This window comes from Herbaspirillum sp. RV1423, from assembly GCF_000577615.1.
Taxonomy (GTDB): Bacteria; Pseudomonadota; Gammaproteobacteria; order Burkholderiales; family Burkholderiaceae_D; genus Herbaspirillum.
The window spans coordinates 13,549-37,260 of the sequence record NZ_CBXX010000028.1 but is presented as its reverse complement, the minus strand read 5'-3'; the positions used below and the strand labels follow the sequence as shown (position 1 = coordinate 37,260).

Annotated in this window: 19 protein-coding genes; 6 read left to right on the top strand and 13 right to left on the bottom strand. The window is 60.6% G+C overall.

What is annotated here, in order from left to right; translation table 11 throughout:
• Nucleotides 1-157: 157 nt before the first annotated feature.
• Together RV1423_RS20255 and RV1423_RS20245 are read right to left on the bottom strand one after the other, a co-directional pair.
• Nucleotides 158-1,921, bottom strand: coding sequence for a ShlB/FhaC/HecB family hemolysin secretion/activation protein (locus RV1423_RS20255; RefSeq protein WP_034300617.1), 1,764 nt, complete (start codon nucleotides 1,919-1,921; stop codon nucleotides 158-160).
• 648 nt (nucleotides 1,922-2,569) lie between these two features.
• Nucleotides 2,570-8,773 carry a hemagglutinin repeat-containing protein gene (locus RV1423_RS20245; protein WP_034300613.1) on the bottom strand — a complete coding sequence of 2,068 codons (6,204 nt, stop codon included), beginning with the start codon at nucleotides 8,771-8,773 and terminating at the stop codon, nucleotides 2,570-2,572.
• A gap of 286 nt (nucleotides 8,774-9,059) precedes the next feature.
• On the opposite strand from RV1423_RS20245, the gene RV1423_RS20240 reads away from it, so the two are divergent.
• Genes RV1423_RS20240 through RV1423_RS20220 form a run of 5 tightly spaced genes read left to right on the top strand, consistent with a single transcriptional unit; the run spans nucleotide 9,060 to nucleotide 12,026 of the window.
• Nucleotides 9,060-9,701 carry a response regulator transcription factor gene (locus RV1423_RS20240; protein WP_034300611.1) on the top strand — a complete coding sequence of 214 codons (642 nt, stop codon included), beginning with the start codon at nucleotides 9,060-9,062 and terminating at the stop codon, nucleotides 9,699-9,701.
• Nucleotides 9,698-10,549 (top strand): PAS domain-containing protein, encoded by an 852-nt coding sequence (locus RV1423_RS20235; RefSeq protein WP_155835184.1) that lies wholly within the window; start codon nucleotides 9,698-9,700, stop codon nucleotides 10,547-10,549. The genes RV1423_RS20240 and RV1423_RS20235 overlap by 4 nt, the downstream gene beginning before the upstream one ends.
• Entirely contained in the window at nucleotides 10,546-10,884 is a 339-nt protein-coding gene (locus tag RV1423_RS20230) for a YunC family protein (RefSeq protein WP_034300607.1), read from the top strand. The genes RV1423_RS20235 and RV1423_RS20230 overlap by 4 nt, the downstream gene beginning before the upstream one ends.
• Before the next feature lie 6 nt (nucleotides 10,885-10,890).
• Entirely contained in the window at nucleotides 10,891-11,820 is a 930-nt protein-coding gene (locus RV1423_RS20225; RefSeq protein WP_034300605.1) for a sensor histidine kinase, read from the top strand.
• A complete protein-coding gene (locus RV1423_RS20220; RefSeq protein WP_034300603.1) occupies nucleotides 11,817-12,026 on the top strand; it encodes a hypothetical protein in 210 nt (69 codons plus the stop codon). The genes RV1423_RS20225 and RV1423_RS20220 overlap by 4 nt, the downstream gene beginning before the upstream one ends.
• A 149-nt stretch (nucleotides 12,027-12,175) precedes the next feature.
• Here RV1423_RS20220 and RV1423_RS20215 read toward each other — a convergent pair whose 3' ends face one another.
• The 4 genes from RV1423_RS20215 to RV1423_RS20200 all read right to left on the bottom strand — a co-directional run bounded on the left by RV1423_RS20215 (nucleotide 12,176) and on the right by RV1423_RS20200 (nucleotide 16,993).
• Nucleotides 12,176-12,919: an ABC transporter ATP-binding protein gene (locus RV1423_RS20215; RefSeq protein ID WP_034300601.1), complete on the bottom strand. Its 744-nt coding sequence runs from the start codon at nucleotides 12,917-12,919 to the stop codon at nucleotides 12,176-12,178.
• The gene (locus RV1423_RS20210; RefSeq protein WP_051516814.1) at nucleotides 12,916-14,694 is read right to left on the bottom strand and encodes an ATP-binding cassette domain-containing protein; all 1,779 of its coding nucleotides are present in this window, start codon (nucleotides 14,692-14,694) and stop codon (nucleotides 12,916-12,918) included. The genes RV1423_RS20215 and RV1423_RS20210 overlap by 4 nt, the downstream gene beginning before the upstream one ends.
• Nucleotides 14,691-15,746, bottom strand: coding sequence for a branched-chain amino acid ABC transporter permease (locus RV1423_RS20205; protein WP_034300598.1), 1,056 nt, complete (start codon nucleotides 15,744-15,746; stop codon nucleotides 14,691-14,693). The genes RV1423_RS20210 and RV1423_RS20205 overlap by 4 nt, the downstream gene beginning before the upstream one ends.
• A gap of 68 nt (nucleotides 15,747-15,814) precedes the next feature.
• The gene (locus tag RV1423_RS20200) at nucleotides 15,815-16,993 is read right to left on the bottom strand and encodes an ABC transporter substrate-binding protein (protein ID WP_034300596.1); all 1,179 of its coding nucleotides are present in this window, start codon (nucleotides 16,991-16,993) and stop codon (nucleotides 15,815-15,817) included.
• Between RV1423_RS20200 and RV1423_RS29965 the strand changes: the two genes are divergently transcribed.
• Nucleotides 16,979-17,230 carry a hypothetical protein gene (locus RV1423_RS29965; RefSeq protein ID WP_155835183.1) on the top strand — a complete coding sequence of 84 codons (252 nt, stop codon included), beginning with the start codon at nucleotides 16,979-16,981 and terminating at the stop codon, nucleotides 17,228-17,230. The two genes, RV1423_RS20200 and RV1423_RS29965, sit on opposite strands and share 15 nt — an antisense overlap.
• A 74-nt stretch (nucleotides 17,231-17,304) precedes the next feature.
• On the opposite strand, the gene RV1423_RS20195 is transcribed toward RV1423_RS29965, so the two are convergent.
• The 7 genes from RV1423_RS20195 to RV1423_RS20165 form a co-directional block, all read right to left on the bottom strand.
• Nucleotides 17,305-17,523, bottom strand: coding sequence for a 2-hydroxymuconate tautomerase family protein (locus RV1423_RS20195; protein WP_034300593.1), 219 nt, complete (start codon nucleotides 17,521-17,523; stop codon nucleotides 17,305-17,307).
• A 116-nt stretch (nucleotides 17,524-17,639) separates the two neighbouring features.
• Nucleotides 17,640-17,846 carry a tautomerase family protein gene (locus RV1423_RS20190; RefSeq protein ID WP_034300590.1) on the bottom strand — a complete coding sequence of 69 codons (207 nt, stop codon included), beginning with the start codon at nucleotides 17,844-17,846 and terminating at the stop codon, nucleotides 17,640-17,642.
• A 266-nt stretch (nucleotides 17,847-18,112) separates the two neighbouring features.
• Nucleotides 18,113-18,886, bottom strand: a complete 774-nt coding sequence (locus RV1423_RS20185; RefSeq protein WP_034300588.1) for a class II aldolase/adducin family protein — start codon at nucleotides 18,884-18,886, stop codon at nucleotides 18,113-18,115.
• Between the two features lie 29 nt (nucleotides 18,887-18,915).
• Nucleotides 18,916-19,926: a ketopantoate reductase family protein gene (locus RV1423_RS20180; RefSeq protein ID WP_034300585.1), complete on the bottom strand. Its 1,011-nt coding sequence runs from the start codon at nucleotides 19,924-19,926 to the stop codon at nucleotides 18,916-18,918.
• Nucleotides 19,927-20,034: 108 nt separating this feature from the next.
• Nucleotides 20,035-20,784, bottom strand: coding sequence for an ABC transporter ATP-binding protein (locus tag RV1423_RS20175; protein WP_034300583.1), 750 nt, complete (start codon nucleotides 20,782-20,784; stop codon nucleotides 20,035-20,037).
• Nucleotides 20,774-22,594 carry an ATP-binding cassette domain-containing protein gene (locus tag RV1423_RS20170; protein WP_034300581.1) on the bottom strand — a complete coding sequence of 607 codons (1,821 nt, stop codon included), beginning with the start codon at nucleotides 22,592-22,594 and terminating at the stop codon, nucleotides 20,774-20,776. The genes RV1423_RS20175 and RV1423_RS20170 overlap by 11 nt, the downstream gene beginning before the upstream one ends.
• Nucleotides 22,591-23,625 carry a branched-chain amino acid ABC transporter permease gene (locus RV1423_RS20165; RefSeq protein ID WP_034300578.1) on the bottom strand — a complete coding sequence of 345 codons (1,035 nt, stop codon included), beginning with the start codon at nucleotides 23,623-23,625 and terminating at the stop codon, nucleotides 22,591-22,593. Before RV1423_RS20165 ends, RV1423_RS20170 begins: the two co-directional genes overlap by 4 nt.
• Nucleotides 23,626-23,712 lie beyond the last annotated feature (87 nt).

Sequence of the window (23,712 nt, the reverse complement as noted above, 5' to 3'; positions counted from 1 at the left end):
CGATCGGGAGTTGCCGACGTGACGCTTGCCTCCAGCCGGTGACAACTATGCCCGCCACACCGGTAGCGCCCCGATCGAATTTCGCCAGAGCCTCACCAACCTGAATATCCGATGCGCACACGAGAAGCCGGGGTGCTTTTTCAAACGTTGAAGATTGCTAATACTGATACGCCAGACTAAACCCCGCCGCCGGAGCAGCGGTGCGGAAATTCCGCGGCTTGTACAGCGCCCAGCCGAGGAACAAATCGTAATGAAGCCCCTGCACCGCGCCACGCACGCCCAGTGCTGCGCCGGCCAGTTTGTCGCCCAGCAGGTATTGCACCGCCGGACCATACACCTTCCCCACATCCAGGCCCGCATACAGCGATTGCGGGCGGTCGCCCAAGGGCAGTTCGATTTCATTGCGCATAAAGAATCCGCGCTCCGCCGACAGACTCAACTCACCGTCGAAGCCGCGCACCGTATAGCGATTGCCGATACTGAATTGCTCCGACGCGTACAGCGCCGACCGCGTGGTTTGCCCGCGGAAGGTGCCGATATAAGTCAGCGGCTGCGCGCCGATCCCGAACGGCGCAACCAGCGTCGCATCGACGGTTTGCAAGGTATAACGCGTAGTCGGGCTGTCCGGCTGACGACCGGGAAGATCGGCATCGCCGTTGAACCAGCTCACGCCCCAGCGGTTGGCAATCGACAGATCCAGTTGCGCCGCGCTGAAGTAATGCTTATGCACCCAGGCCAGTTCCGCATAGGTAGCGTTGCGCCGTTGCACCTCGATTTCGGTATCGTCGAGGTAAGCGTGGTTCCAGCGCTTGCCGACTCTGAATTGCACGCTGTTCTTTTGATGCTGGTCGCGCTGGAACAGTTTATTTATCTTGAATTCCAGATTCCGTCCCTTGCCGCTGGATATGAAAGTCTGATAGATCCCTGCAATCTGCTGGTGATAGTCGTAACTGCCGGCGGCAATGCCGAAGGTCCAATAGCCGTAGGGAACCGAATAGCTCAGATTGTTGCCGGTCGTGCCGCGCTGTCGTCCCTTGCGGTCGGCATCGGTGTTGAAGCCGATATGGAACAGATCGTTCAGGCCCAATGGATTATCGACCGCCAGATTGACACCTGCCTGCAACTTCCCGGTGCCTTTGGCGCCGCTGTCGTCCAGGCTCACGGCAAGCCTCCACGGCTTGCCGCGTTTGACATCGATGACGATATCGCTTTCGCCGGGATGTGCGCTCGGGATGAGCTGCATATCGACGTCCCGGCTCGTGATGCGCTTTAGCTGCTCCCGCCCCTGCTCCAGATCGCGCACATTCAACAGGTCGCCCGGGCGCGCAGGAAACGCCGTCTTCCAGCTACCGTCAATGTCCGGCGCGCTGAAACTGATCGAACGAATGATGCCGGGAATCAAAGTGAATATCAGTTTACCGGAGGACAAATCCTGTTCGGCGACACCCAGGCGCGTCGTTGAATACGATTCGGCCAGAATCAATGCCGACAAGCGTCGCTGAATAAGATTGACGCCTTCGCGGCCGATGCAGCGACCGCGATACGCCGCCATCGCCTCTTGCAGAAAGTGGAAAGGGTCTTGCGACAAATCGCTTGCGCCCAACCGGCGTTGCGCCGGCGACAGGTCATCCGGCAAATCGAGCTGCACTTGGTCGATCACGAAACACCGCGCTTCCACAGGCAGGTCGGTGTCTTTGTAGATGTCGCTGCTTGCATCCGGCAAGCGGCCGTCGGGAGCGCGTTGCAAACGCTCACGCTCTTCGGCTTGCTGTTGCAGTTGTTCGCGTTGCTGCTGGAGTTGGGATTCCCGTCGGGCGCGACGCTGAGTGTCGTCATCCACCTGCGCGCAGGCATTGTGAATGGCCGCGCTTAATAAAAGCGGGGCGATGGCCGCCCGTGCAGCGCGGTGTTTGTTGATCATGTTTCCCCTGTTTTTATTGTCAATCAGAAGTAATCGCTTAACGGAATCCGGCCATCACCCGACCAACGGACGTTAACCAGAAAGCGTTATCCTACGGATCGACAGGGGGGAATGCTATAAGAGGATTCTTGAAATGACCTCGCAATATTTCTATTTTTTGAACGGGATCGGCAAGCGTATTTGCATTTAACGGGACTGTCATTCCCGTTTGAATGGTTTCTCCCAACGTGCCATTGTTCGCCGCATGCAAAGCATCTTCAATCTGCGCTTGCTTATATTTCCCGTTACTCTTGTCAGCCAGTTGTTTAGCAAGTGTCTTCTCTTTAGCCTTGTTGTCTTCGTGAAGCTACCGACTATTGACTTCCGTCGTCAATCCAAATTACGAGCATCAAGGAATCATGAGAGCGACATGTGCCCTACACAGGTTAAACAGACTAGCGGCACCCAGGCTGATAAGAGCGTGAAACCATAGGACCACTTCTGGCTCCGCGTATACCGACCATATCAATAAAAAAATACTCAAGAAAACAGTAGACTTCAGCCAATAAAAAAATTTACTCCTGAACGAGTCAATTACATTTTTTCCGAAAAGAACGTATGTGATCGGAAAGGAAATGATCGTAATAGCTATGATTCCAATCGCAGCACTCATTTTTTATCTCCAAAGAAGTAATTGTAAGTATTGGTTCTACCCCAGACAGGATTCGTTGCAGGGTCAAATAGCGGGTCCACTGAACCGCCAAAGGACGTATTGTTTCCTACTGAAACACCAACTTGCTTACCGCCATAAATACTGCCTTGTTTTGTGACGAGTAAAGTTGCGCTTTGCATAAACGAACTTGTTCCACTTGCCCACTGTGCCAATGTCTGCCCATATATCCCACTCAAAATACCGCCGTAAATTCCACCTAAACTTTCAGCCGTTGTTACCGGCTTATCTAACAAATAGTTGACTCCCAAGGTAGTAGCCAAGCCGGTAGTTGCAGCTTTACACGCCGTTGGCCCGGCCAATACACAGGCCGTTCCAGCGAGCACTGTTTTTCCAATTCGTTCCGAAACGATATTCTGATTACGAAATTCCTGATCGGTTAATCCCCTATTAAGTTGTGTTTGTCCTGCGTCATACACTCCCTGATTCGATGCAATATATTGCTTGTTGTAATCGTGATTCGCATATTGCGAGTCATTTTTGTAGCCATTACAGTTCAGCAATTGGCAACCGACCAGACTGCGAATTTCATAGTCATGTTTTCCAGCCGAAGCATCTGCCGTTTGCTTGTCCGAGTTGCGCTGTAATTCTGCGATGATGCGAGCCTCTGCTTCTGGCTCGCCAATCTTCAGTTTTTGCGCCACCACTTTGGCATTTTTCTTGGCAAGATCATATTCGGTTTGATGCAACTGCCGATTATTGGCTTCCACATTTACCGCCGACGCCAATCCTTGCGAACCGCCCAGAGCAGCACCCAACGCCGCAGCCGCCACTTGGCTCAAGCCCTGTTTAACCGCATTCGGCATATCCATCTTGCCGATCTGCTCGGCAATGGCAGGCATGGCCAATGCCGAGGTCGTCGCGCCCGCTGCGCCGGCCAGTCCACCGCTCAATGCGCCTGCTGCAGCATGCAGGGCCGTTCTGTAGGCGCCGCCCTCGGCCCAATTCTTCGCTTCGCCTTGCAGTTCCGCTTTCTTCGCTGGATCGGTTTCCTTGTCGATCTGTCTGTTGAGGTCGTTCAGCTTGCTCGTGGCATAGGTGCCAATGCCCAATGCCGCCTGTTTGCCGAAGGCCTCCGTGATCCTGGCCTGTGCTTCCACATCCTGTTGCAGTTGCTGACCGTCCCAGTTCTTGGCGAGCTTGCCGCTGCTGTCCTTGTCGCTTCTGACGGTGGTGTCGCCCGCGATGCCGGACACGCCTGACTTGGTTGTGCTTGATGCGCTACCGCTGGCCTTGCCGAATCCGACGCCGGTGCCGTTCATGGCGCTCTTGGCGCCATCGTAGCCGCCGCCGGCGCTGATGCTCTGACTCTCAGCCTTGTAATCGCTCTTGTTTTGGATGTCGCTGCTGGTGAGCGTTTGTGTGGCCAAACTGTTCTTGCCGTCTTGTACGGCCTTGTCGGTGCCGGCGATTTGCCCGCCTTTGAGGTCGGTGTTGCCGTTGACCGCTACTTTGAAACCGTCATCTCCGGCCAGGATGCCGCTTTGCTCGGTGACGCTCTGGTAGTTGCCGTTGACCTTGCTGCGGGCGGCGTTGATGCTGCCGCTCATCTTGCCCATGCCGACGCTGATGCTACCGCCCAGACTTTGCTGCTTGCTGTCGTACTGGCTGGTGTCTTGCAGGCTTTCCACATTGAGATTGCCGCCGATGTTGGCGGTGACTTGCTTGCCGCTGGCGGTGGCGCCTTTGATATTGGTGTCGCCGCCGGAACTCATGGCGAGCTGGTTGCCGGCCTTGGCGTGGCTGTTGGCCTGGGTCACGTCGCTGCCGTCGCCCTTGCCGCGACTGCCGGAGGCGCTGGCGTTGACCATCAGGCCGGAGGTGCCGACCGAGAAGCCGAGGCTGGCCGAACTGCTGCTGTTGTTGCTGTGCTGTTCGTTGGTGCTTTGCTCGGCGAGCAAGTCGATCCGGTTGTCGGCGTTGAGGGTCAGGTTGTTGTTGGCGGTGACGTCGCTGCCTTTGATGGTGAGGTTGCTGTCCTTGCCTGCGCCGGTGGCGTTGATGCTGATATTGCCGCCTGCCGTTGCCGTCGAGCCAACGGCGGTGCTGCTGTGTTGTTCGCTGTGGCTTTTGCTGCTGGAGGCGCCGATCGAGACGGCCAGGTCGATGCCGCCTGCGGGGGCGGCGCTGCCGGCGACCTGCGCGGCGGTATTGGCGACGGTCAATGCCGCCGCGCCGGCAGCCAGTCCTTGCATGCGCTTGTCCCGGGTCTTCCCGGCGGCTTGTTTCAGTTGCTGGATGCTTTGGATCGCCGAGATCACCGGGTTGGTGATTTGCAGGGTCAGGCCGCTTTGCTGGAAGCGCGTGTCTTGCGTGCTGTCGCTGGTGTCGTGGGCGGCGTTGATGTCGACCCGTTGTGCAACGACGTTGATGTCGCCGCCCGGCGTCATGACGTTGCTGCCGGTTTGCGTGTAGGTCTTGCCGGCGACGATGTGGACGTTGCCTTGGGTGGCGCCGACGGTGCTGGCGTTGTTGCTGACCTGCTTGCCGGTTTGTTCGTTCTCCAGCGTCCTGCTGCCGACGGTCACGCCGATGCCGCCGCTGCTGAGGACGCCGGATTTCTTGTCTTCTTTGCTGTAGGTCTGGTTCGCCGTGTTCCGGCTGGCGACGATATTGATGTTCTCGACGGCGGCAAGATTGGTGCCGGTGGTGGAGACGACGTTGCTGCCGATCACGTCGATGCCTTTGCCTGCCTGCACCGTCACGCTGTCGCCGGAGAGGGTGGAGCCGATGGCCTGGGTGCTGGTTTTTTTGTCCTTGCTGTGCGTGCTTCTGGAGGATAGCGGGCCGGACGAGGCGGTATGGATTTCCTGGTCGTAGCTGCTGCTTTGCGTGGCTGCGCCGATGTTGACGCTGCCGCCTGCGATGGCCGTCAGGTTCTTGGCTGTGTTGACGTAGACGGCCTGGCCGTTGAGGTCGTTGTTGGCGATGAACGTGGCATTGCCGCCAACGTTGATGACGGTGCCGTTGGCTCGTTCTTGCCGTTGATAGAGGTGGTTCTTATCGTCGTAAGTGGCGTTCAGTTCATCTTGTGTATGGATCGCGCCGAAGTTGATGTTGCGATTGGCCACCACGCTGGCGTCGCCGGTGGTCGTGATGTTGGCGGCGTTGAGGTTGATGTCGCGCAGCGCTTGCGCGGTCAGGGCGCCGGCGTTGATGCTGCCGCTGCGGTCGAGGCCGATCTGGGTGCCGGCAGCACCGGTGGTGGTATTGGCAAGCGTGGCCGCATTGAGGTCGCGCCCGGCGAGCATGCCGACGCGGTTGCCGCTGATGGCGCCGGACTGGTTGTTGAGGTCGCGGCCGGCCTGCAACAGGATGTTGCCGTTTTGGCTGTTGCTGGTGAGGGTGCCGAGGGTGTTGTTGATGTCTTGCGCGGCGTTGACGAGCAGGTTGCCGTTGGCTTTGAGGGTGCCGGCGTTGTCGAGGGTGCCGTTGATCATGAGATCGATGTTCTCGGCGGAGATCACGGCGCCGGTCGGTTGCAGGTCGTCGGCATGCAGTTGGCTGAGGTAGACGACAGGGGCCAGCACCTTTTGCGTGGTGCCGTCGGGCAGGGTCATGCTCTGTTCGACCAGCCAGACGATGTCTGTCGTCAAGGCGGCCATTTGGGCAGCGGACAGGGTCATGCCGGGGAGCAGTTGGAATTGCCGGGCATAGGCGACGCCGGCGTCCATCAGGGCTTTGAATTGGTCTTCGTCGCTGGCGTAGGCACCCAGGGTCTTGCGGCCGGTCAGTTGCAGGATCTGGTCGTTGATCAACTGTTGTTCGTAGTAGCCGTCGCCCAGGCGCTTTTGCGCGGTCTGCGGGTTCATGCCCATCCGGCCTAGCAAGTAGTCGCTGGAGAGGAAGCTGCGCAGGTTGATGAAAGCCGGATCGGTTTCGATCACGTAGGTCAGGCCGGGCGCGGTAACCGGACGATAGAGCAGGTTGTCGGGGACCTTCGCCATGTCGGGCGCGCTGGAGGGATTGGCGACGCTGTCGGGCGGTGTGTGTGCGAGCGCTTTCCAGATGCCGAGATCGAAGTGGGTGGTCGGCAGCGTCCGGTTGAGGGTGCTGGTGTCGTTGTGGTTGCAGTGCTTGCTGCCGGTCGCCCCGCATGATTCGACCGTGTGGTGCGTAGATGTGATTTTTTGACGCACAATCGTCTCGCCCTGCGGATTGGTGCCGCCGTTGCTGGCGCCGTCGATCTGGCCGCTCAGGTTGCCGCCGGCGACGATGGCGCTTTTATCGTTGGTGACAGTGCCGCCGGTGAAGCGCATGTCGCCGCGCGCAAGTATCTGAGCAGGGGCGGTTTGCGTGACGACAGTCCTGCTGGTGGTTTCGTTGATGGCGCGGATGGTGTAGTCCTCGACGCCCTCTCCGGTGCTCCTGATGATGAGTTTCTGATCGGCGTCGTTCGGATCGACAAAGGCTTCGGCGCTGCTGTACATCGTTGGGCGGCCGTCCACCAGATACTCGGTCCAGTTGCGCGTCTTGCTGTCGTCTTGCCTGATTTCGGTGGCGAAGTGCGCATTGGTGTTCGTCAACGTTGCACTGGCGATGGCAAGCTTGCCGCCGCTGTCGATGGTGGCGGAACTGTTGACGATGCCGGTCGCTGTGCCGGTGGCGTTGTTGTTCGCGTCCAGCGCGCCGCCGATGGCCATGTCGCCGTCGCTTTTGAGGAGGGCGCGTTCGCGGTTGACGATGGTCCTGGCGCCGACGTTGAGGGTGTTGCGGGCGGCCATGACGCCGGCGGGGGTGCCGTCGCCGTAGGTTCCTTCATGGTCGTTGGCGATGGATTGCGCCGCGACGGCGACATCCTGGCCGTAGACCCGGCCGGTGTTGACGATGGCTTGATCGGCGTTGAGCAGCGCGGTCTGCCCGGCGCTGAACAAGCCGTCCGCGGCATTGTTGATGTTGGCGGCATGGACGCCGAGGTTGCCGCCGGAACTCAGGTCGTTGCGGTTGACGAAGTCTCCTGTGGTGTCGATGGCAAGGTCGCCCAGCGTGGTGATGGTGTCGCCTTGGGCGTTGGTGTAGTTGCTGCGCAGGGACAGGCTGGCGTTGCGGTTGGACCGGACGGCGCCGCCGCTGTTGTCGAGCGTGGCGCTGCGCATGGACAGGTTGCCGCCGGAGAGCAGTTGGCGGCCGTGGTTGTCGATGGCGTTGGCGGCTTGCAGGTCCATGTTGCCGTCCGAGGAAACCCTGGCTTGATTGACGATGCTGTCGCCGCTGGCGATGTGCAGCGCGCCGGCGGCGCTGGTGTCGGCGCCCAGGATGATCTTGCCGGCGGCGTCGATGCTGAAATCGCCCGCGGCGCTCGCCATCTTGCCGTAGCTCTTCACGCCCACGCCGCCTTCGGTGCCGATCAGGCGAATACCATTGGCGAACATGCCGCCCAGGGCCGCGATGTCGATCGCGACCGTGGGAACATCGCCCGCGCCCTGGACGACCTGCACGCCGAGGTCGGCGTAGTCGACCTGGTTGGCGCCGGCGATGACGTTGAGTCGATTGGCATACAGCTCGCCGTTGACCTTGAGGCTGCGGGCGATCAGGTCGACCTGGGCGGTGGCCTGGTCATTGAAGCCGCCGCGGCCGACTTCGATCGCGCCTTGCGTGACGCGCAGGCCGTCCAGTGACCCGTTGCTGCCGAATACCGGTGCGCCGGTCGTGATCACGCCGCGTGCGGTATTGATAAAGCCCGCGCCGTCCACCAGGATGCCGTTTCTGTTCGACACGACGACATCGGCGCGCTGCCCTGCGACCTCCAGATAGCCGCGCAGGACGCTCGGATTGGTGCTGGTGACTTCGTTGAGGATAATGCGGGCGCCGCCGTTGGGCAGGTTGGGATTGCCGCCGACCCAGCCGCCGAGCCGGGTGTTGGCGTTGCCGGCAGCATTGTTGAGGATGGCGCCGTTCCTGTCGACGTTGAATTGCCGGTACTGGTTGTGCGAGACGCCGGCCGCGTTGGGCGTGGCGATCTGGATCAGCGGCAAGCCATTGGCGGTGTTGTCGATGACGGGACGCTTGTTGCCGGCGGCGTTGGGGTCGGCCTGGATCTGCGCGTAGGCAACGGTGATGCCGCCGAACAGCAAGGCAATGGCGAGCGCGAGCGGCTTGAAACCGGATGGATGGAGAATGCTCCGCGATTCGCTCTTGTTCATGTCCCTGCGCCTGCTCAATCATTGATCAAGCGGGAGACTATAAAAAATCAAACCTCGGAAAGATATGAGGATTTTCTTAAAGTTGAAGTAATTAAAAATAATTCATATGGAAATTGATAGATATTCTGTTTCGCAAACATTATTTCTTGCTGCACTTGTATTTTGTTTACCATCAAATTGAATATTTATTGATTGAAGCCATAATTTTCTGCATCACGAATGCAAGCCTGCAATTGTGGGAAAAATCGATGCAAAATCGCTCCACCCCAATTGAAAGGATCGCAGAGTGATTACCGTCCTGATTGCAGATGATCATCCATTGATTACCGAAGGCTCCGTCAGCATCTTGGAGTCCGATCAGCAGAAGCGCTTCGCCGTCGTCGGAACGGCCGCCACCGCCGACGATGCGGTGACGAAATACAAGACGCTGCGGCCGGACGTGGTGCTGCTGGACATCCGTTTCGGATATGCCAATACCGGCATCGATGCGGCGATCGACATCAAGTCCGCCTTCCCTGACGCAAAAATCATTTTCGTCAGCCAGCTTCCCCCGGAGACCTTCCTGCTGCAAGGCTATCGCATCGGCGCAATGGCCGTATTGGTGAAGAATTGCAGCAATCAGCAACTCATCGACGCCGTCCTGAGCGCATCCGCGGGAGAGCAGTATTTTTTGCCGAAACTGGCGGAACGGCTGGCCAACATCGCGATCGGCAGCGATCCCAATCCGCGCTTTACGCTCGATGAGCGGGAGTTCCTTGTGTTCTCAAAATTGGCCGAGGGATGGAACTCTGAAGAGATCGCGGCAGAGATCGGGTTGAGTCCGCGCAGCGTGCATAACATCAGCACCGACATCAAAGAGAAATTGAAGGTGAGGAGGCCGGCGGAGATCACCAGGCTGGCTATTCGTTCTGGAGTGATTGAAGCATGAAAGAGAAAAACATCATCAAGCAAATAGCCTGGATCTTGTTGCCGGCGCTGCTCATTCTCCTGGCTGTTGTTTGTGCAATATTCCTTGTAGGGGAAAAATCCCGGGAAAAAGGAACCCTATTGAAAGGGAAGGCACTTGCCAGCTATGGCGCCTATTACCCGGTGCGAGTAAAACCGGACGGCGGCTTGTATCTCGATGTTGCAAGATTCATGCAAGCGGTCGATTATTTCTCCCGTTTTCCCGATAGTCGCGCTGCCGGCGAACTGATCTATATCGGACAAGGCAATAGCATCGCACTGCAGTTGAACGACGACCAGAAAAGTCGCTACGCGGCTTTGCTCAAGAAACCGAACTACGCTGGATACAGAATCAAGACGCAAGATGATCCATTGCGTTCTTACAAAAGTATTGTTGACGGCATCGGACAGACCTTGGCTGGTACCAATGTAGAAATCGTCTTGCATGACACCAGGAATCCGATGAAAAGCATTGTGGCCATCCAGAATCCCATTACGGGGCGCCGCGTCGGCGATTCGACCACGAATTTCGGCTACGAATTGATCAAGAGCTATGCCGCGACCGAGGAAGAGGGGCCGAATTACATCTCTTACGCGTTGACGACAAAGGATGGCCGAAAAGTGAAGTCCACCACGATCCCACTTTATCAGGACAAGAATTTGATTGGATTCATCTGCATCAACATCGATATTTCGCAACTCGATGGCGCCAATAAGGACGCAGAAGCGACCTTCATCAAGGCATTCACCACTACGTCAGACAACGAGAAAATCAGTGAAGTGATCGAGAATACATCGCGAAATTTACTCAACGCAGAAACGGCCAAATGAAATTTATTTCAGTAGCAGTACCCGCAGCAATTGCAACATTTTTTTCTCTCAATCTACAAGCAAAGGACTTGAACATGCAAGACAAGAATTTACATTTCCAACTCAAGAAGCCCCTTCTTATCATGACGGAAGAAAAAGGATTTCTGGCATGCGGATATATCAACGTCGAAACTTGCAACAAGACCCGCGAGGCGTGCGCGATTGTGACCGGCGTCAACAACTACGATGAAATGAAAGCCGCCAGGGTTACCGCCGTCAGCCACGCTGCCGCCGAACTCGGTATCACGCCGGGAATGGACGGCGCGGCTGCGTTGAATATCCTGAGCGGAAAATAATCCGGTATGCAATCGCCCACCCTGCTGTCCATACTCGCAGCATTGCCCGTATTGCTTATGCCGGCAGGGATCGGCGCGGTTGCAGGCGCGCCGCCGTACATCAACTATGCGAACAAGATATTCTGGTTGTCCGCCTTGCTGCTGCTATGTCATTTGCCTTTCATTTTTGATGGAAGCACGCATGACCTGAGCAAATTATTTCCCGCCTATGTTGTCATCGCGGTCCTTTACCTTTTATATATCGCAGAAAAAGAAAAGCTTGCCGGAGTCGTCAATTCACAGTTGGATGTCAGTTCGGCATTCACCGAACTTGCCAATCGCATGGACGGCGAGGATAGTCGTCTATGCGCCAGTCTCCACGACGAACTGAACCCATGCCTGATATTCGCCAAACGAAAAATGGAAGAATGCCTCACGCTGGCGCAAGGCCAGAATAATATCGCGACCATTTTGAACAGGTCCATGCTGGAGATCGATCGCGCCTATTCCGTGAGCCGCGCCATCATCAAGAAGGTCCATGTCGAGATCGTCGAGTCGATCGGCCTGATTACGGCGCTGGAAGACCTGATTTCTCACTACGACGAGATTTCCCCCTTGCATCCGAAACTGCAACACAACCTCACGCGCAAGATCGAACAATCCATCGATCGCACCCGCTCGATCACCATCTACCGGATCATTCGGGAAGCGCTCCTGAATGCGATCAAGCATTCGCGCGCGACAAATCTGCTCATCTCCATGAACGCCCAATCGCGTCAGCACATGCTGTATATCTCCATCCTGGATGACGGCAAGGGCATTGCCGAGCGTTTCACTCCCGGCGTGGGTCTGATCGACATGCGTATCCGGGCGATGCAGGCCGGCGGCACGCTGTCGATCCAGAAGGGCGAAGACAATTGCGGCACCTTGATTGAACTGTCCATTCCGCTCTCATGATGCCGATGCAAACGCCGCAGGAAATCTGGCGCGCCAACTTTCTGTATCTGCTCCCCGAACTTCACATCGGCGAACGTCTGCTGGCGCAGGAATGGATCAACAAAGACATCCTCAAATACCGCGTGATATGGGAAGGATGCCGGGCCATCGAAAAGAAACTGTCGTCCTGCCTTCATGAGATGGATGGCATGCAGGGAGCATGGTGAGCAGGCAAAACCGATTGGCGTTGCGCGACGATCAAAAAAAGGGGCACGCAAGCGTGCCCCTGTAAAAGGTCCAAACATTTTCCCGTCCAGACCCGCCAAATGATCTTTGCAGCGACCTCCATATGGCGCCGCCGATCGTGCGATACGCCTCAATCCTCGGTGCTGCCGCCCAGATAGGTCGCATGGACGCGCGCATCCCTGGCCAGTTCGGCTGAATTTCCAGACAGCGCGACTTCGCCGGTTTCCAGCACGAAGCCGTAGTCCGAACTCTGCAAGGCCGCCAGCGCGTTCTGTTCCACCAGCACGATGGATACGCCGTCGTCGCGCAAACCGCGCACGATCGCCAGGATTTCGGCGACGATCAGCGGCGCCAGGCCGAGGCTGGGTTCATCCAGCAGCAGCACGCGCGGTTCGGCCATCAATGCGCGGCCCAGCGCCAGCATCTGACGCTCGCCGCCGGACAAGGTGTTGGAACGCTGGCTGCGGCGCTCCGCCAGGCGCGGAAAGCGCGCGTACACCTGTTCGAGCTTGCGCCTGAATTGCGCGGCGGGATAGCGCCGGCTGTATGCGCCCAGCGTCAGGTTGTCGAGCACCGACATGTCGCCGAACAGTTCGCGCTTTTCCGGCACCAGGCACAGGCCGCGTTCGACGCGCTCTTCCACGCCCACGCCGGCCAGCGACTCGCCGTCCAGCCGCAAATCGCCCGCCGACGGCAGCAGACCCATGGCCGCCGCCAGCAACGAGGTCTTGCCGGCGCCGTTGGGGCCGATCACGGAAATGATCTGGCCCGGCATCAGGCTGATCGAAATGCCGCGCACCGCTTCCACGTGGCCATAGTTGACGAACAGCTTGTCGATTTCAAAGATGGGCTTGATTGCATCGGCGCCGTTCATACCGCGCCTCCCAGATAGGCGGCCTGCACCTGCGGATCGCGCCGCACGGCGGCAGGATCGCCTTCCATCAGTTTGCTGCCGAAGTTCATCACCACCAGCCGGTCTACCAGCTTCATCACAAAGTCCATGTCATGTTCAACGATCAAAATCGTGACGCCTTGCCGCCGCAATTGGCGCAGCAATTCTCCGAGGGCCTGCTTTTCGGCGTGGCGCAGGCCGGCGGCAGGTTCGTCCAGCACCAGCAGCACCGGGTCGGCCACCAGCGCGCGGGCGATTTCCAGCATGCGCTGCGTGCCCAGCGGCAGCGAACCAGCCAGTTCATGTTCGCGCTCGGCCAGGCCGATGCGCGCCAGTTGCGCGCGCGCTTCATGGAATATGCGCGCCTCTTCGTCGCGATCCAGACACAGGCCCGCGGCGACCAGCCCCGCTCCCGTGCGCAGATGCGCGCCAAGCGCGACATTGTCCAACAGCGTCATCTGCGGCCGCAGCTTGACGTGCTGGAAAGTGCGCGCCATGCCGAGCCGCGCCACGGCGCGCTGCGACAGATGCGTCACATCCGCACCGAGGAAATGCACGCTGCCGTCGCTCAGCGAAGCTGCGCCGGTGACGAGATTGAACATGGTCGATTTGCCCGCGCCGTTGGGTCCGATCAGGCCGACGATCTCGCCTGCGCGGACGTCGAAGCTGACCTGATTGACCGCGACCAGTCCGCCGAAACGCTTCACCGCGCCCTGCACCGACAGTATCTTGCTGCCGGCCTGCGGCTGCTGCCGCGGCGCCAGCGGCTGCGCCACTTCGGTGTGCGGCGGCATGGCCGGTTTCAGGCGCGGCCCCAGCTTGCGCAGGACGAAACCGCAAAAGCCGGCGCGCGCGCGATGCAGCAGCAGCAGAAACAGCAGGCTGAAGACGATCACTTCCAGTTGGCCGCCGCGCGCCGACAACAGCGGCAGCACATCCTGCAAACTGTTTTTCAGCAGGATCACGATGGCCGCGCCGATCAGCGCGCCCGGCAATTGTCCGAGGCCGCCCATCACCGCCATGAGCAAGAACTCGATGCTGGCGCGCACGTCGAATGGCGAAGGACTGACGTAGCGGTTGTTGTGCGCGTACAGCCAGCCGGCGAGCGCCGACAGCAAGGCGGCAAACACGAACAGCTTGAGGCGCAGGCGATAGGCGTCCGCGCCGACGCTGGCGAGCAGAGCGCCGCCGCCGCGCAGGCTGCGCAACGCCCGTCCCTGCCGGGATTGCAGCAGGTTGCGGCAAAACAGGCAGGCCAGCCCGACGCACAGCCAGATCAGGTAATACATCGCGCCGGCGCTTTGCAGCGACCAGCCGCCGATGTTCACCGGTACGATATTGGTGATGCCGGTGTGGCGGCCGAGCGCGTCCATATTGCTCAGCAGCAGCGGCACCGACAGCCCCCAGGCGATGGTGCTGATCGGCAGGAAATGGCTGCCCAGCCGCAAGGTCAGCATGCCGATGCTCAATGCCGCCGCCGCGGTCAGTACCAGGGCGAATAGCAGTCCCAGCCAGGGCGAGACATGCCAGACGCTGGTCAGCCAGGCGGTGGAATACGCAGCGATACCGACAAACGCGGCCTGCCCGAACGAGGTCACGCCGCCGATGCCGGTCAGCATCACCAGCCCCAGCGCCACCAGCGCGCCGATGCCGATGTCGTTCATCAGGCCGACGCCGAAGTTGCTCAGCCCGGCCGGCGCCAATGCCAGCAGCACAATGGCGACGGCGGCGAGAATACGTAGAATGCGCGCCGTCATTGATCGATCTCCTCTTCATCTTCATCCGAATGGGTGGCGTAATACGAGCGCAGCAGCAGGACCGGGATCAGCAGGCTGAACACGATCACGTCTTTCAGCGCGCCGCTCCAGAACGAACCGAAACTCTCGACGATGCCGACCGCGATCGCGCCCGCGGCTGTCAACGGGTAGCTGACCAGGCCGCCGATGATGGCGGCCACAAAGGCCTTCAGGCCCAGCGTAAAACCGGAGTCGTAGTACAGCGTGGTGATCGGCGCGATCAGCACGCCGATCAATCCCGCCAGCAGCGATGCGCAGACATAGGCCAGCATCGATGTGCGCGCCGGACGAATGCCGACCAGACGCGCACCGGTGCGATTGACCGCGGTCGCGCGCAGCGCCTTGCCGCTGACGGTGCGTTCAAAGAACAGGAAGAACAGCACGCTCAGCACCAGCGCCGCCGCGACCATCAGCAGCGTCTGCATCGATATGCTGAAATCCGGCGTCAGATTGAGCGCGCCGTCCAGCAGCAACTTCGTGCGGAAACCTTCCGGCCCCATGTACATCAGTCCCAGTCCTGACAGGAAGAAATGCATCACCAGCGCCGCCATCAGCAGCACCAGCGACGACGCGTCGGCAATCGGCTGCAGCAATATGCGCGCCGACAGCGGCGCCACCGGCACCACCAGCAGGATCGCCGCGACGATCTGCAGCAATTGCGGCGCATGGCTGGCCGAAACGATTGCCGCCAGCGCGCAAGGCGCCGCCGGCAATATGCCCCAGTACAGCACGGCGCGCGGGATCTTGCGCGGTTCGCGCTGACGCAGCAACACGCCGATTTCGCACAGCACCGCGATTGCCGCCAGCGTCAGCACCAGCCAGATCGTGCCCGGCAGCACGCCGCTTTCGAATGCCGCCAGGCTGAGCGCGGCGAACACCGCGACATCGCCGAACGGCACAAACACCACCCGCGTGACGGAAAATATCAATACCATGCCCAGACCGGCCAGCAAATAAATTGCGCCGTTGGCGATACCGTCCGACAGCAGGATCAAAATGACATCCCACCCCATGTACCCACCTTCTTTTCAGTTGGACGCCGCGTGCGCGGCGTCGCGCTTGCATTCAATCGCTTGCGGCATTACTTGCCGAGATATTTCCACTGGCCTTTTTCCAGCCTGACCATCACCACCGCGCGCTGGTCGGAGCCGAAAGGCTGGCCCGGCTTGTAGTTGTAGACGCCTTGCGTGCCGACCACTTCCTTGCTGTTGACGATGGCGTCGCGCAAGGCGGTGCGGTATTCCGGCGTGCCCGGCTGGATCTTCGGCGACACGCGCTTGGCGGCGTCGGCAAACAGCAGCCATGCATCGAAAGAATAGGGACCGAAGGCATCGGTCGGCACCGTCTTGAATGTCTTCTCATAGATGGCGCGGAAATCCAGGCCGATCTTGCGGGTCGGATTCGATGCCGCCAACTGATCGACCACCACCACCGGGCCGGTCGGCGCGATCAGGCCTTCCACCGCGGCGCCGCCGACGCGGATGAAATCTGGATTGATGATGGCGTGCGTTCCATAGATCTTGCCGTGATAGCCGCGCGCCGCCAGCGCCAGGTAAGGCAATGCGCCCGGGGTTCCGGATGTGCCGGTCAGAACGGCGTCCGGCTTGGCCGCGACGATCTTCAGGACTTGTCCGGTCACCGAGGTGTCGGTGCGCGCAAAGCGTTCGTTCGTGACCACCTGGATGCCGGCCGCGGGCGCGGCTTTCATCAGCGCGTCATAGACGATGTCGCCCCAGGCGTCGGCAAATCCGATATAGGCAACCGACTTCACGCCGGCGCTTTTCATCTGCTCGATCACGCCCTGGATCATCAGCGGCGTGGGTTGCGGCACGGTGACCATCCACGCGCCCTCTTCGCCTTCCAGCTTGGCGTTGGCGATGCAGATGAAAGGCGTCTTCAGTTCGCGCGCGACGCCGGCAATGGCCAGCGCCGACGGCGTTCCGGGCGTACCGATCAGCACATCGACTTTTTCCTCGACGATCAATTTGCGCGCGTTGCGTGCCGCCGTGCTCGGATCGGAAGCGTCGTCCAACTGCACCACATCCACTTTTTTGCCGGCGACTTCGGGCATATAGGCGACGGCCGCCTGGAAGCCCTTGCCGTAAGGAATGCCGAGAGAAGACGATGAACCCGACAGCGATGTAATGAAACCGACCTTGAGGTCGGCGGCGAAAGAAGACGCCGGCATCACGATCGCAGCCGCCGCAGCGGCGCACGCGCTTGCCCGCAGACCAGAGACAAATTGATGGAACAGTTTCATGTTGATGCACTCCTGAAAAATGATGAGAGAGAATTGAACAGCGATACGATTTCCTCTTCATCCAGTGCACAAACCATGCCACGCGACCGCTTGCATTGTCGACGGACGCGACAAAACCGCCGTCTTCAAAATGGGAAGAATGCGGCCGTTTTTTACGAAATTCAGCACGAGAATTTTCCGCCAACCGCATCGGGTTCGCAGGCTGATTCGACGGTGCTTTCGGAGAGGTTTGAATGAGTGCAGTGACCGGATTCAGTGCAGCACCGCGTCCCCACTTTGGAGAGCGGCGGCGCTCCGGCCGCTGCGGCGCCTCAACTTCTTGCCGGCTGACGGCCTACGCCGCGCCCCAGTGATTTTGCTGTCTTGCCGGCGATGCCGTACTCGGTGTTGGGAATGTCCTTGAGAATGACGCGCACGTCATTGCGATCGATGCCTGTGGTCTCGACGACGGCATCGGTCAATCCGCGAATCAGGCGCTCTTTCTGCGCGTCGGTGCGTCCGGCAATGAAGAAGACCTGAATGATGGACATAGTGCTCTCCTGGATGGAATCGTTCGGATCGCTCGGATCGTTCAATGATGCGATGCGACCTGGCTTGGCGATGATGAAAAAGTTCGGTGCTGCTGTACGACGAAGAGCGGAGCGTTCTATGCGCGCTGCTTTTCCGCGTCGATCGCGGCAAGCGATTTTCCTGCGACGCCGAAATCCGTGGCCGGTATTTCCGACAACCACACGCGGATCGAATCGATGGGCGCATCGATGGCCTCGACGGTGGCGGCGGTCAATGCATCGATCAGCTTTTCCTTTTGCTGGTCGCTGAGGCCTTCGACGACAAACATCTCTATATTAGGCATGGGTGCTCCGGACAGGAATGAAGGCGATCCCGACGCAACGACTGCGCACGGGACATGACGTCGGCGCGACGGCGCGCGGACAGCTTATCGGGCAATGGTAGGCGTGCGAATCCGATAAATCAAATTCATGACGTGCATGGCATCGATAAACGGGATGGATGTTCGGCGGACGATGGCCTGACGCCGATATGAGGAGAGGAACGGCGGCGCAGCGATACGGTACGATCCGCTGCGCCCGTGCCGCCGGGACCGGCGGGAGATCGCTCCTAGATCAGTTGTTGCGCCTTCAGCATCTTCCTGACGATGGCTTCAAAGAACAGCACCGCGAAGCCGTCGTTGCGAATCAGTTGCGCGGTCAGGTCTGCGCATTTCTGTCGCACGGCGTCGCTCAACTGGATGTCCTCGCCGCCCATGGCGCGTCCGGCGGACTGGATCTCGGCGGCGCGCTGCACCGTCCACAGCAGGAAGAAGGCGCGCTGGATATCCTGTTCGCACACCGCCACGCCGTGATTGCGCAGCACCAGAATATGCTTGCTGCCGAGGCTGGCCAGCATGCGCTGCTTTTCTTCCGCAAACAGCGTGATGCCTTCGAAGTCGTGATAGCCGATGCGGCCGAACAGTTGCGCGCCGTAGAAGTCGTTGTGCTCGAAGCCGGATTGCTTCATCGTCACCGCCGAGATCGGCGTGGTGTGCGTATGGATGACGCAATGCAGATCCTCGCGCGCGCCGTGGATCGCGCTGTGCAGCGCGAAGCCGGCCGGATTTGCCTTGTAGTCGGAGGGCTCGACGAGCTGGCCGTCGAGGCCGACCTTCAGCAGATTGACCGGCGTCACTTCGTTGTAATTCAGTGCGAAGGGATTGACCAGATAGTGATTCTCCGGCCCCGGCACGCGCACCGAAATATGATTGAAGATCATCTCCGTCCAGCCGAGATAATCGACCAGGCGATAGCAATGCGCCAGGCGAACGCGCAGCGTCCATTCGGCGTCGCTGCAATGAGACGGCTTGGTCGTTCCGTAACTGAAATCCATAGTGCTCATGATTCATGTCCTCATAGAAATTGAACTGCTCATACCGCTGCCGCAGCAGCCTTGTCCTCCCGTGCCGCCTCGCCGCGAAAACGCGCCAGCGAAATGACCGCGCGCGTGATCGGCATCGGCACGTCGAAACGTTGCGCCAGTTCCAGCACGGCGTCGCCGATGGCGGCCAGTTCGAGCGGACGGCCGCGATCGAAGTCCTGCAACATCGAGGTGCGGAACGGTCCCATCGCTTCGCCCAATTGCACGAATGTCAGCGGATCGATATCCACGCGCGCGCCATAGGACGAAGCCACCAGCAAGGCCTCGCGCATGATCTGCGTCACCACGTCGCGCAACTCCGGCAGGCCGTATAGCTGTTGCAGCGTGGCCTGGGTGATCACCGACAAGGGATTGGAACTGATGTTGGCGATGATCTTGGTCCACAGCTTGTCGCGGATGCGATCGGTGGCGCGCGCCTCGATGCCGGCCGCTTCGACCGCCGCACGCACGCGCAGCAGGCGCTCGCTCATTTCTCCCGACGGCTCGCCCAGCACCATCAGATGCGGATTGCTCGACCTGATCACGCCGGGCGCCGCGACTTCGGAGGTGATGAACAGGACGCTGCCGATCAGCCGCTCGCCGGCCACCGAGGCGGCCATGCGGCCGTGCGGATCGACCGCGCACACCGGTTCGCCGTCGAAGCGGCCGCCTTCGCGATAGAAATACCACCACGGCACGCCGTTGCTGGTGGGAACGACCACGGTGCGTTCGCCGATCAGCGGCGACAGTTGCGCCAGCAACGCCGCCATATCCTGGCTCTTGGCGCAGACGAAAATCACGTCCTGCGGACCGAACTCGGGCCGGTCGCTGGCCGCCGGCATCGCATGCGTGACGCCGTGCTGGTCGTGCAAGGTCAGGCCGGCGTCGCGTATAGTCCGCAAGGTGTTGCCGCGCGCGAGCACGCTGACATGGTTGCCTGCCGCGCTCAGACGGACCGCCAGCGTGCCGCCGATGGCGCCGGCGCCGGCAATGCAGATGCGCATGGCGTCTGGGGTAGTCATATAAATATCCTCTGCTGCAATATTTTCTGGCAAAACCTCTCCCTGCCGGCGCGCCGGCACCGGTTGGAATCGGTATGGTTTGTTTCTGTCGCGGCGCCGTGCTTGCGCTTAGCCCGCCAGCCGGTCCTGGTGTTTTCCGCTCAGTCCCAGGTAAGCCTCGATCACGCGCGGATCGTGCGCCAACTGGCTGGCCGGGCCGTGCATCTTGACCTCGCCGTTTTCCAGCACGTAACCGTAGTCGGCCACCTGCAGGGCGGCGCGCGCGTTCTGCTCCACCAGCAAGATGGACACGCCGCGCCGGCGCAGTTCGGCGATGATGCGGAAAATCTCGCGCACGATCAGCGGCGCCAGCCCGAGGCTGGGTTCGTCCAGCATCAGCAGCTTGGGCTTGGCCATCAACGCGCGGCCGACCGCGAGCATCTGGCGCTCGCCGCCGGACAGGGTGCCGGACAATTGCGTGCGCCGTTCGCGCAAGCGCGGAAACAGGGCATACACTTCCTCCAGCGTCTCGCGCTGGTCGCGCAAGCCGGTGCGATAGCGATGAAAGGCGCCGAGCAGGAGGTTGTCCTCGATGTTCATTTCGCTGAACAGCTCGCGCTTTTCCGGCACCAGCGTCATGCCGGCGGCGACCATCTGCTCGACCTCCGGCGAATGGCGGATGACGCCGTCGAACAGCATCGCGCCCTGCGACGGCAGGACGCCCATGATGGCCGACAGCAAGGTGGTCTTGCCGGCGCCGTTGGGGCCGATGACGGTGACGATCTTGCCCTCCTCGACGCCGAGATCGATGCCGGTCAACGCCCGCACCTTGCCGTAGGCGACGTTCAGATCGCGTACTTCCAGGACCTTATTCGCCATCGCCGACTCCCAGATAAGCTTCCAGCACCGCGGAATTGCTCTGGATCTCTTCCGGCAAACCCTCTGCGATCTTCTGTCCGAAATCCATCACCACGATGCGGTCCACCAGTTCCATCACGAAATCCATGTCATGTTCCACCAGCAGGATCGCCATGCCTTCGGCGCGCAATTTGCGCAGCAGTTCGCCGAGCGCCTGCTTCTCGCCAAGCCGCAGGCCGGCGGCCGGTTCGTCGAGCAGCAGCAGGCAAGGATCCGCCGCCAGGGCGCGGGCGATTTCCAGGATCCGCTGCTGTCCCAGCGACAACGATCCGGCGGCTTCGTACATCTGTTCCTTCAGGCCGACGCGCTCGATCTGGCGCGCTGCCTCGGCCAGCAGCCGGGCCTCTTCCTCGCGGTCCAGGCGCAGCACGGAAGACAGCACGCCGCGCTTGCCGCGCATGTGCGCGCCGATCGCCACGTTCTCCAGAACCGTCATGCGCGGCAGCAGGCGCACATGCTGGAAACTGCGGCTCATGCCGAGGCCGGCGATATGGCGCGATCCCTTGCCGGTCACCTCGTATCCGCGAAACAGCACGGTTCCCGAGGTCGGCGTGTCGACGCCGGAGATCTGGTTGAACAGCGTGGACTTGCCCGCGCCGTTCGGTCCGATCAGCGCCAGCACTTCGCCGCTGAGGACCTTGAGATTCATCTGGTTGTTGGCGACCAGCCCGCCGAAACGGCGCGTCACGTCGCGCACGTCCAGCACCACTTCGTCCGGATTGGGCATGGCGCGGCGCGGCAACGGTGTGGCGCCGGGATCAAGCCGCCGGCGCCTGTTGCGCAGCGTGTCCTGCACCGGCACCCATTTCGCCAGGAACGGCCAGATGCCGTCTCGCGAGCGTTGCAGCATGACCACCATCAGCAAACCGAACACGATGCTCTCGAAATTGCCGGTGCGCCCGAGCAGCGCCGGCAACACGCCTTGCAGCCATTCCTTGAGCACCACGATCACGCCGGCGCCCAGCACCGCGCCCCAGACGTGGCTGGCGCCGCCGAGCACCGCCATGAACAGGTAGTCGATGCCGAACTGCAATCCGAACGGCGAAGGATTCACGAAACGCTGCATGTGTACGTAGAGCCAGCCGGACAGACTGGCCAGCAACGCCGCCAGCACGAATATCACGATGCGCGAGCGCGCCGTGTCGATGCCCATCGCCTCTGCCATCACGATGCCGCCCTTCAGGGCACGGATGGCGCGGCCTTCGCGCGAGTCGAGCAGATTGAGCAAGGCATAGGCGCCGGCAATCACCGCCGCCCAGATCAGGCCGTACATCATGCGGTCGCTGGTCAGCGCCAGGCCGAACAGCGTGATCGGAGGAATGCCGGACATGCCGGCCTGGCCGCCCATGCTTTGCAAGGTGCCGAAGATGAAATACAGGCTGATGCCCCAGGCGATCGTGCCCAGCGGCAAATAGTGGCCGGACAGCTTCAGGGTCAGGCTGCCCAGCACCAGCGCCAGCAGCGCGGTGCAGGCCAGCGCCACGATCAGCGCCGCCCACGGCGCGTGCAGCCACGACAGCGCCGCCGGCAAGGCCACCACGCCGGTGGTCAGCGCGGCCGAAATATATGCCCCCAGGCCGACGAAGGCGGCCTGCCCGAAACTGGTCAGGCCCGCCACGCCGGTCAGCAGGACCAGCCCCAGCACCACCAGCGAACTGAGGCCGATGTTATTGAGCATGGTGACGTAAAACGGACTCAGCACGAACGGCGCGACGGCCAGCAACACCACGAAGGCCAGCACCGCCGTCCTGGAAGAAATGCCCCGCTTCATTCCTCTTCCTCCACATGGCGGCTGGTCAGGGAACGCCACAGCAATACCGGAATAATCAGCACAAACACAATGATCTCTTTATAGGAACTGGCCCAGAATGTGGAAAACGATTCGATCAGGCCGACGAACACGGCGCCGATGGCCGCGACCGGATAACTCACCAGGCCGCCGATGATGGAACCGACGAAGCCCTTGAGGCTGATCAGGAATCCCGAGTCGTAATAGATGGTGGTGATCGGCGCAATCAGGATGCCGGACATCACGCCGATGAGCGCCGCCAGGAAGAACATGGCCTTGCCGGCGAACACCGGCGAGATGCCCATCAGCCTGGCGCCCATGCGGTTCATCGCGGCGGCGCGCAGCGCCTTGCCGTACAGCGTGCGCTCGAACATCAGGAACAGGGCGACGATCAGCGCGATCGAGACGCAGATGACCCACAGCGCCTGGCTGTTGATGTTGAACGATCCCAGCGTCAGGTTGCTGTCGGTGAACGGCGCGGTGCGCGCGCCGTCGGGGCCGAACACCAGCAGGCCGACGCCGACCAGCGCCACATGCAAGGCGATCGATACGATCAGCAGCACCAGCGGCGCGGCGCTGGCGATCGGCTGGAACACCAGCCGGTACATCAGCGGCCCGGTCGGCACCAGCAACGCCAGCGTCAGCACGACCTGCAGCAGCATCGGCAGCGTCGCCAGCGGCAGCGTGAACGCCAGCCAGACCATTGCCGCAGCGTAGGCCAGCTTGACCGGCAGCCACAACGACGGCCGGCTGCGCTTCTGGCGCACCATGTCGACCAGATCCATGAAGGCCGCGGCGATGCACAGGCCCGCTAGCAGCCAGACCACCGACAGGCGCTGGCCGTTCTGGATCATGTTCATGGTCAGCGCGCCGAAGGCGACGAACTCTCCTTGCGGAATCAGCAAAATACGGGTGACGGTAAACACCAGCACAATGGACAAGGCCAGCAGCGCGTAGATGGCGCCGTTGGTGATGCCGTCCTGTCCCAGAAGCGCCACGATTTGAAGATTCATTCCTGCGTCCTTCTCGATCCCGCTCGCTTCCCGACCGACCGGCCGGGAGGAAACGGGTTCCTATGATCTGCGGCCGGCATCGCGATG

What these genes read in the sequence shown, in the direction of transcription:
- RV1423_RS20255 (WP_034300617.1), bottom strand. Translation starts at nt 1,921, where the DNA reads ATGATCAACAAACACCGCGCTGCACGGGCGGCCATCGCCCCGCTTTTA.
- RV1423_RS20245 (WP_034300613.1), bottom strand. Translation starts at nt 8,773, where the DNA reads ATGAACAAGAGCGAATCGCGGAGCATTCTCCATCCATCCGGTTTCAAG.
- RV1423_RS20235 (WP_155835184.1), top strand. Translation starts at nt 9,698, where the DNA reads ATGAAAGAGAAAAACATCATCAAGCAAATAGCCTGGATCTTGTTGCCG.
- RV1423_RS20230 (WP_034300607.1), top strand. Translation starts at nt 10,546, where the DNA reads ATGAAATTTATTTCAGTAGCAGTACCCGCAGCAATTGCAACATTTTTT.
- RV1423_RS20225 (WP_034300605.1), top strand. Translation starts at nt 10,891, where the DNA reads ATGCAATCGCCCACCCTGCTGTCCATACTCGCAGCATTGCCCGTATTG.
- RV1423_RS20220 (WP_034300603.1), top strand. Translation starts at nt 11,817, where the DNA reads ATGATGCCGATGCAAACGCCGCAGGAAATCTGGCGCGCCAACTTTCTG.
- RV1423_RS20215 (WP_034300601.1), bottom strand. Translation starts at nt 12,919, where the DNA reads ATGAACGGCGCCGATGCAATCAAGCCCATCTTTGAAATCGACAAGCTG.
- RV1423_RS20210 (WP_051516814.1), bottom strand. Translation starts at nt 14,694, where the DNA reads ATGACGGCGCGCATTCTACGTATTCTCGCCGCCGTCGCCATTGTGCTG.
- RV1423_RS20205 (WP_034300598.1), bottom strand. Translation starts at nt 15,746, where the DNA reads ATGGGGTGGGATGTCATTTTGATCCTGCTGTCGGACGGTATCGCCAAC.
- RV1423_RS29965 (WP_155835183.1), top strand. Translation starts at nt 16,979, where the DNA reads ATGGAACAGTTTCATGTTGATGCACTCCTGAAAAATGATGAGAGAGAA.
- RV1423_RS20200 (WP_034300596.1), bottom strand. Translation starts at nt 16,993, where the DNA reads ATGAAACTGTTCCATCAATTTGTCTCTGGTCTGCGGGCAAGCGCGTGC.
- RV1423_RS20195 (WP_034300593.1), bottom strand. Translation starts at nt 17,523, where the DNA reads ATGTCCATCATTCAGGTCTTCTTCATTGCCGGACGCACCGACGCGCAG.
- RV1423_RS20190 (WP_034300590.1), bottom strand. Translation starts at nt 17,846, where the DNA reads ATGCCTAATATAGAGATGTTTGTCGTCGAAGGCCTCAGCGACCAGCAA.
- RV1423_RS20185 (WP_034300588.1), bottom strand. Translation starts at nt 18,886, where the DNA reads ATGAGCACTATGGATTTCAGTTACGGAACGACCAAGCCGTCTCATTGC.
- RV1423_RS20180 (WP_034300585.1), bottom strand. Translation starts at nt 19,926, where the DNA reads ATGACTACCCCAGACGCCATGCGCATCTGCATTGCCGGCGCCGGCGCC.
- RV1423_RS20175 (WP_034300583.1), bottom strand. Translation starts at nt 20,784, where the DNA reads ATGGCGAATAAGGTCCTGGAAGTACGCGATCTGAACGTCGCCTACGGC.
- RV1423_RS20170 (WP_034300581.1), bottom strand. Translation starts at nt 22,594, where the DNA reads ATGAAGCGGGGCATTTCTTCCAGGACGGCGGTGCTGGCCTTCGTGGTG.
- RV1423_RS20165 (WP_034300578.1), bottom strand. Translation starts at nt 23,625, where the DNA reads ATGAATCTTCAAATCGTGGCGCTTCTGGGACAGGACGGCATCACCAAC.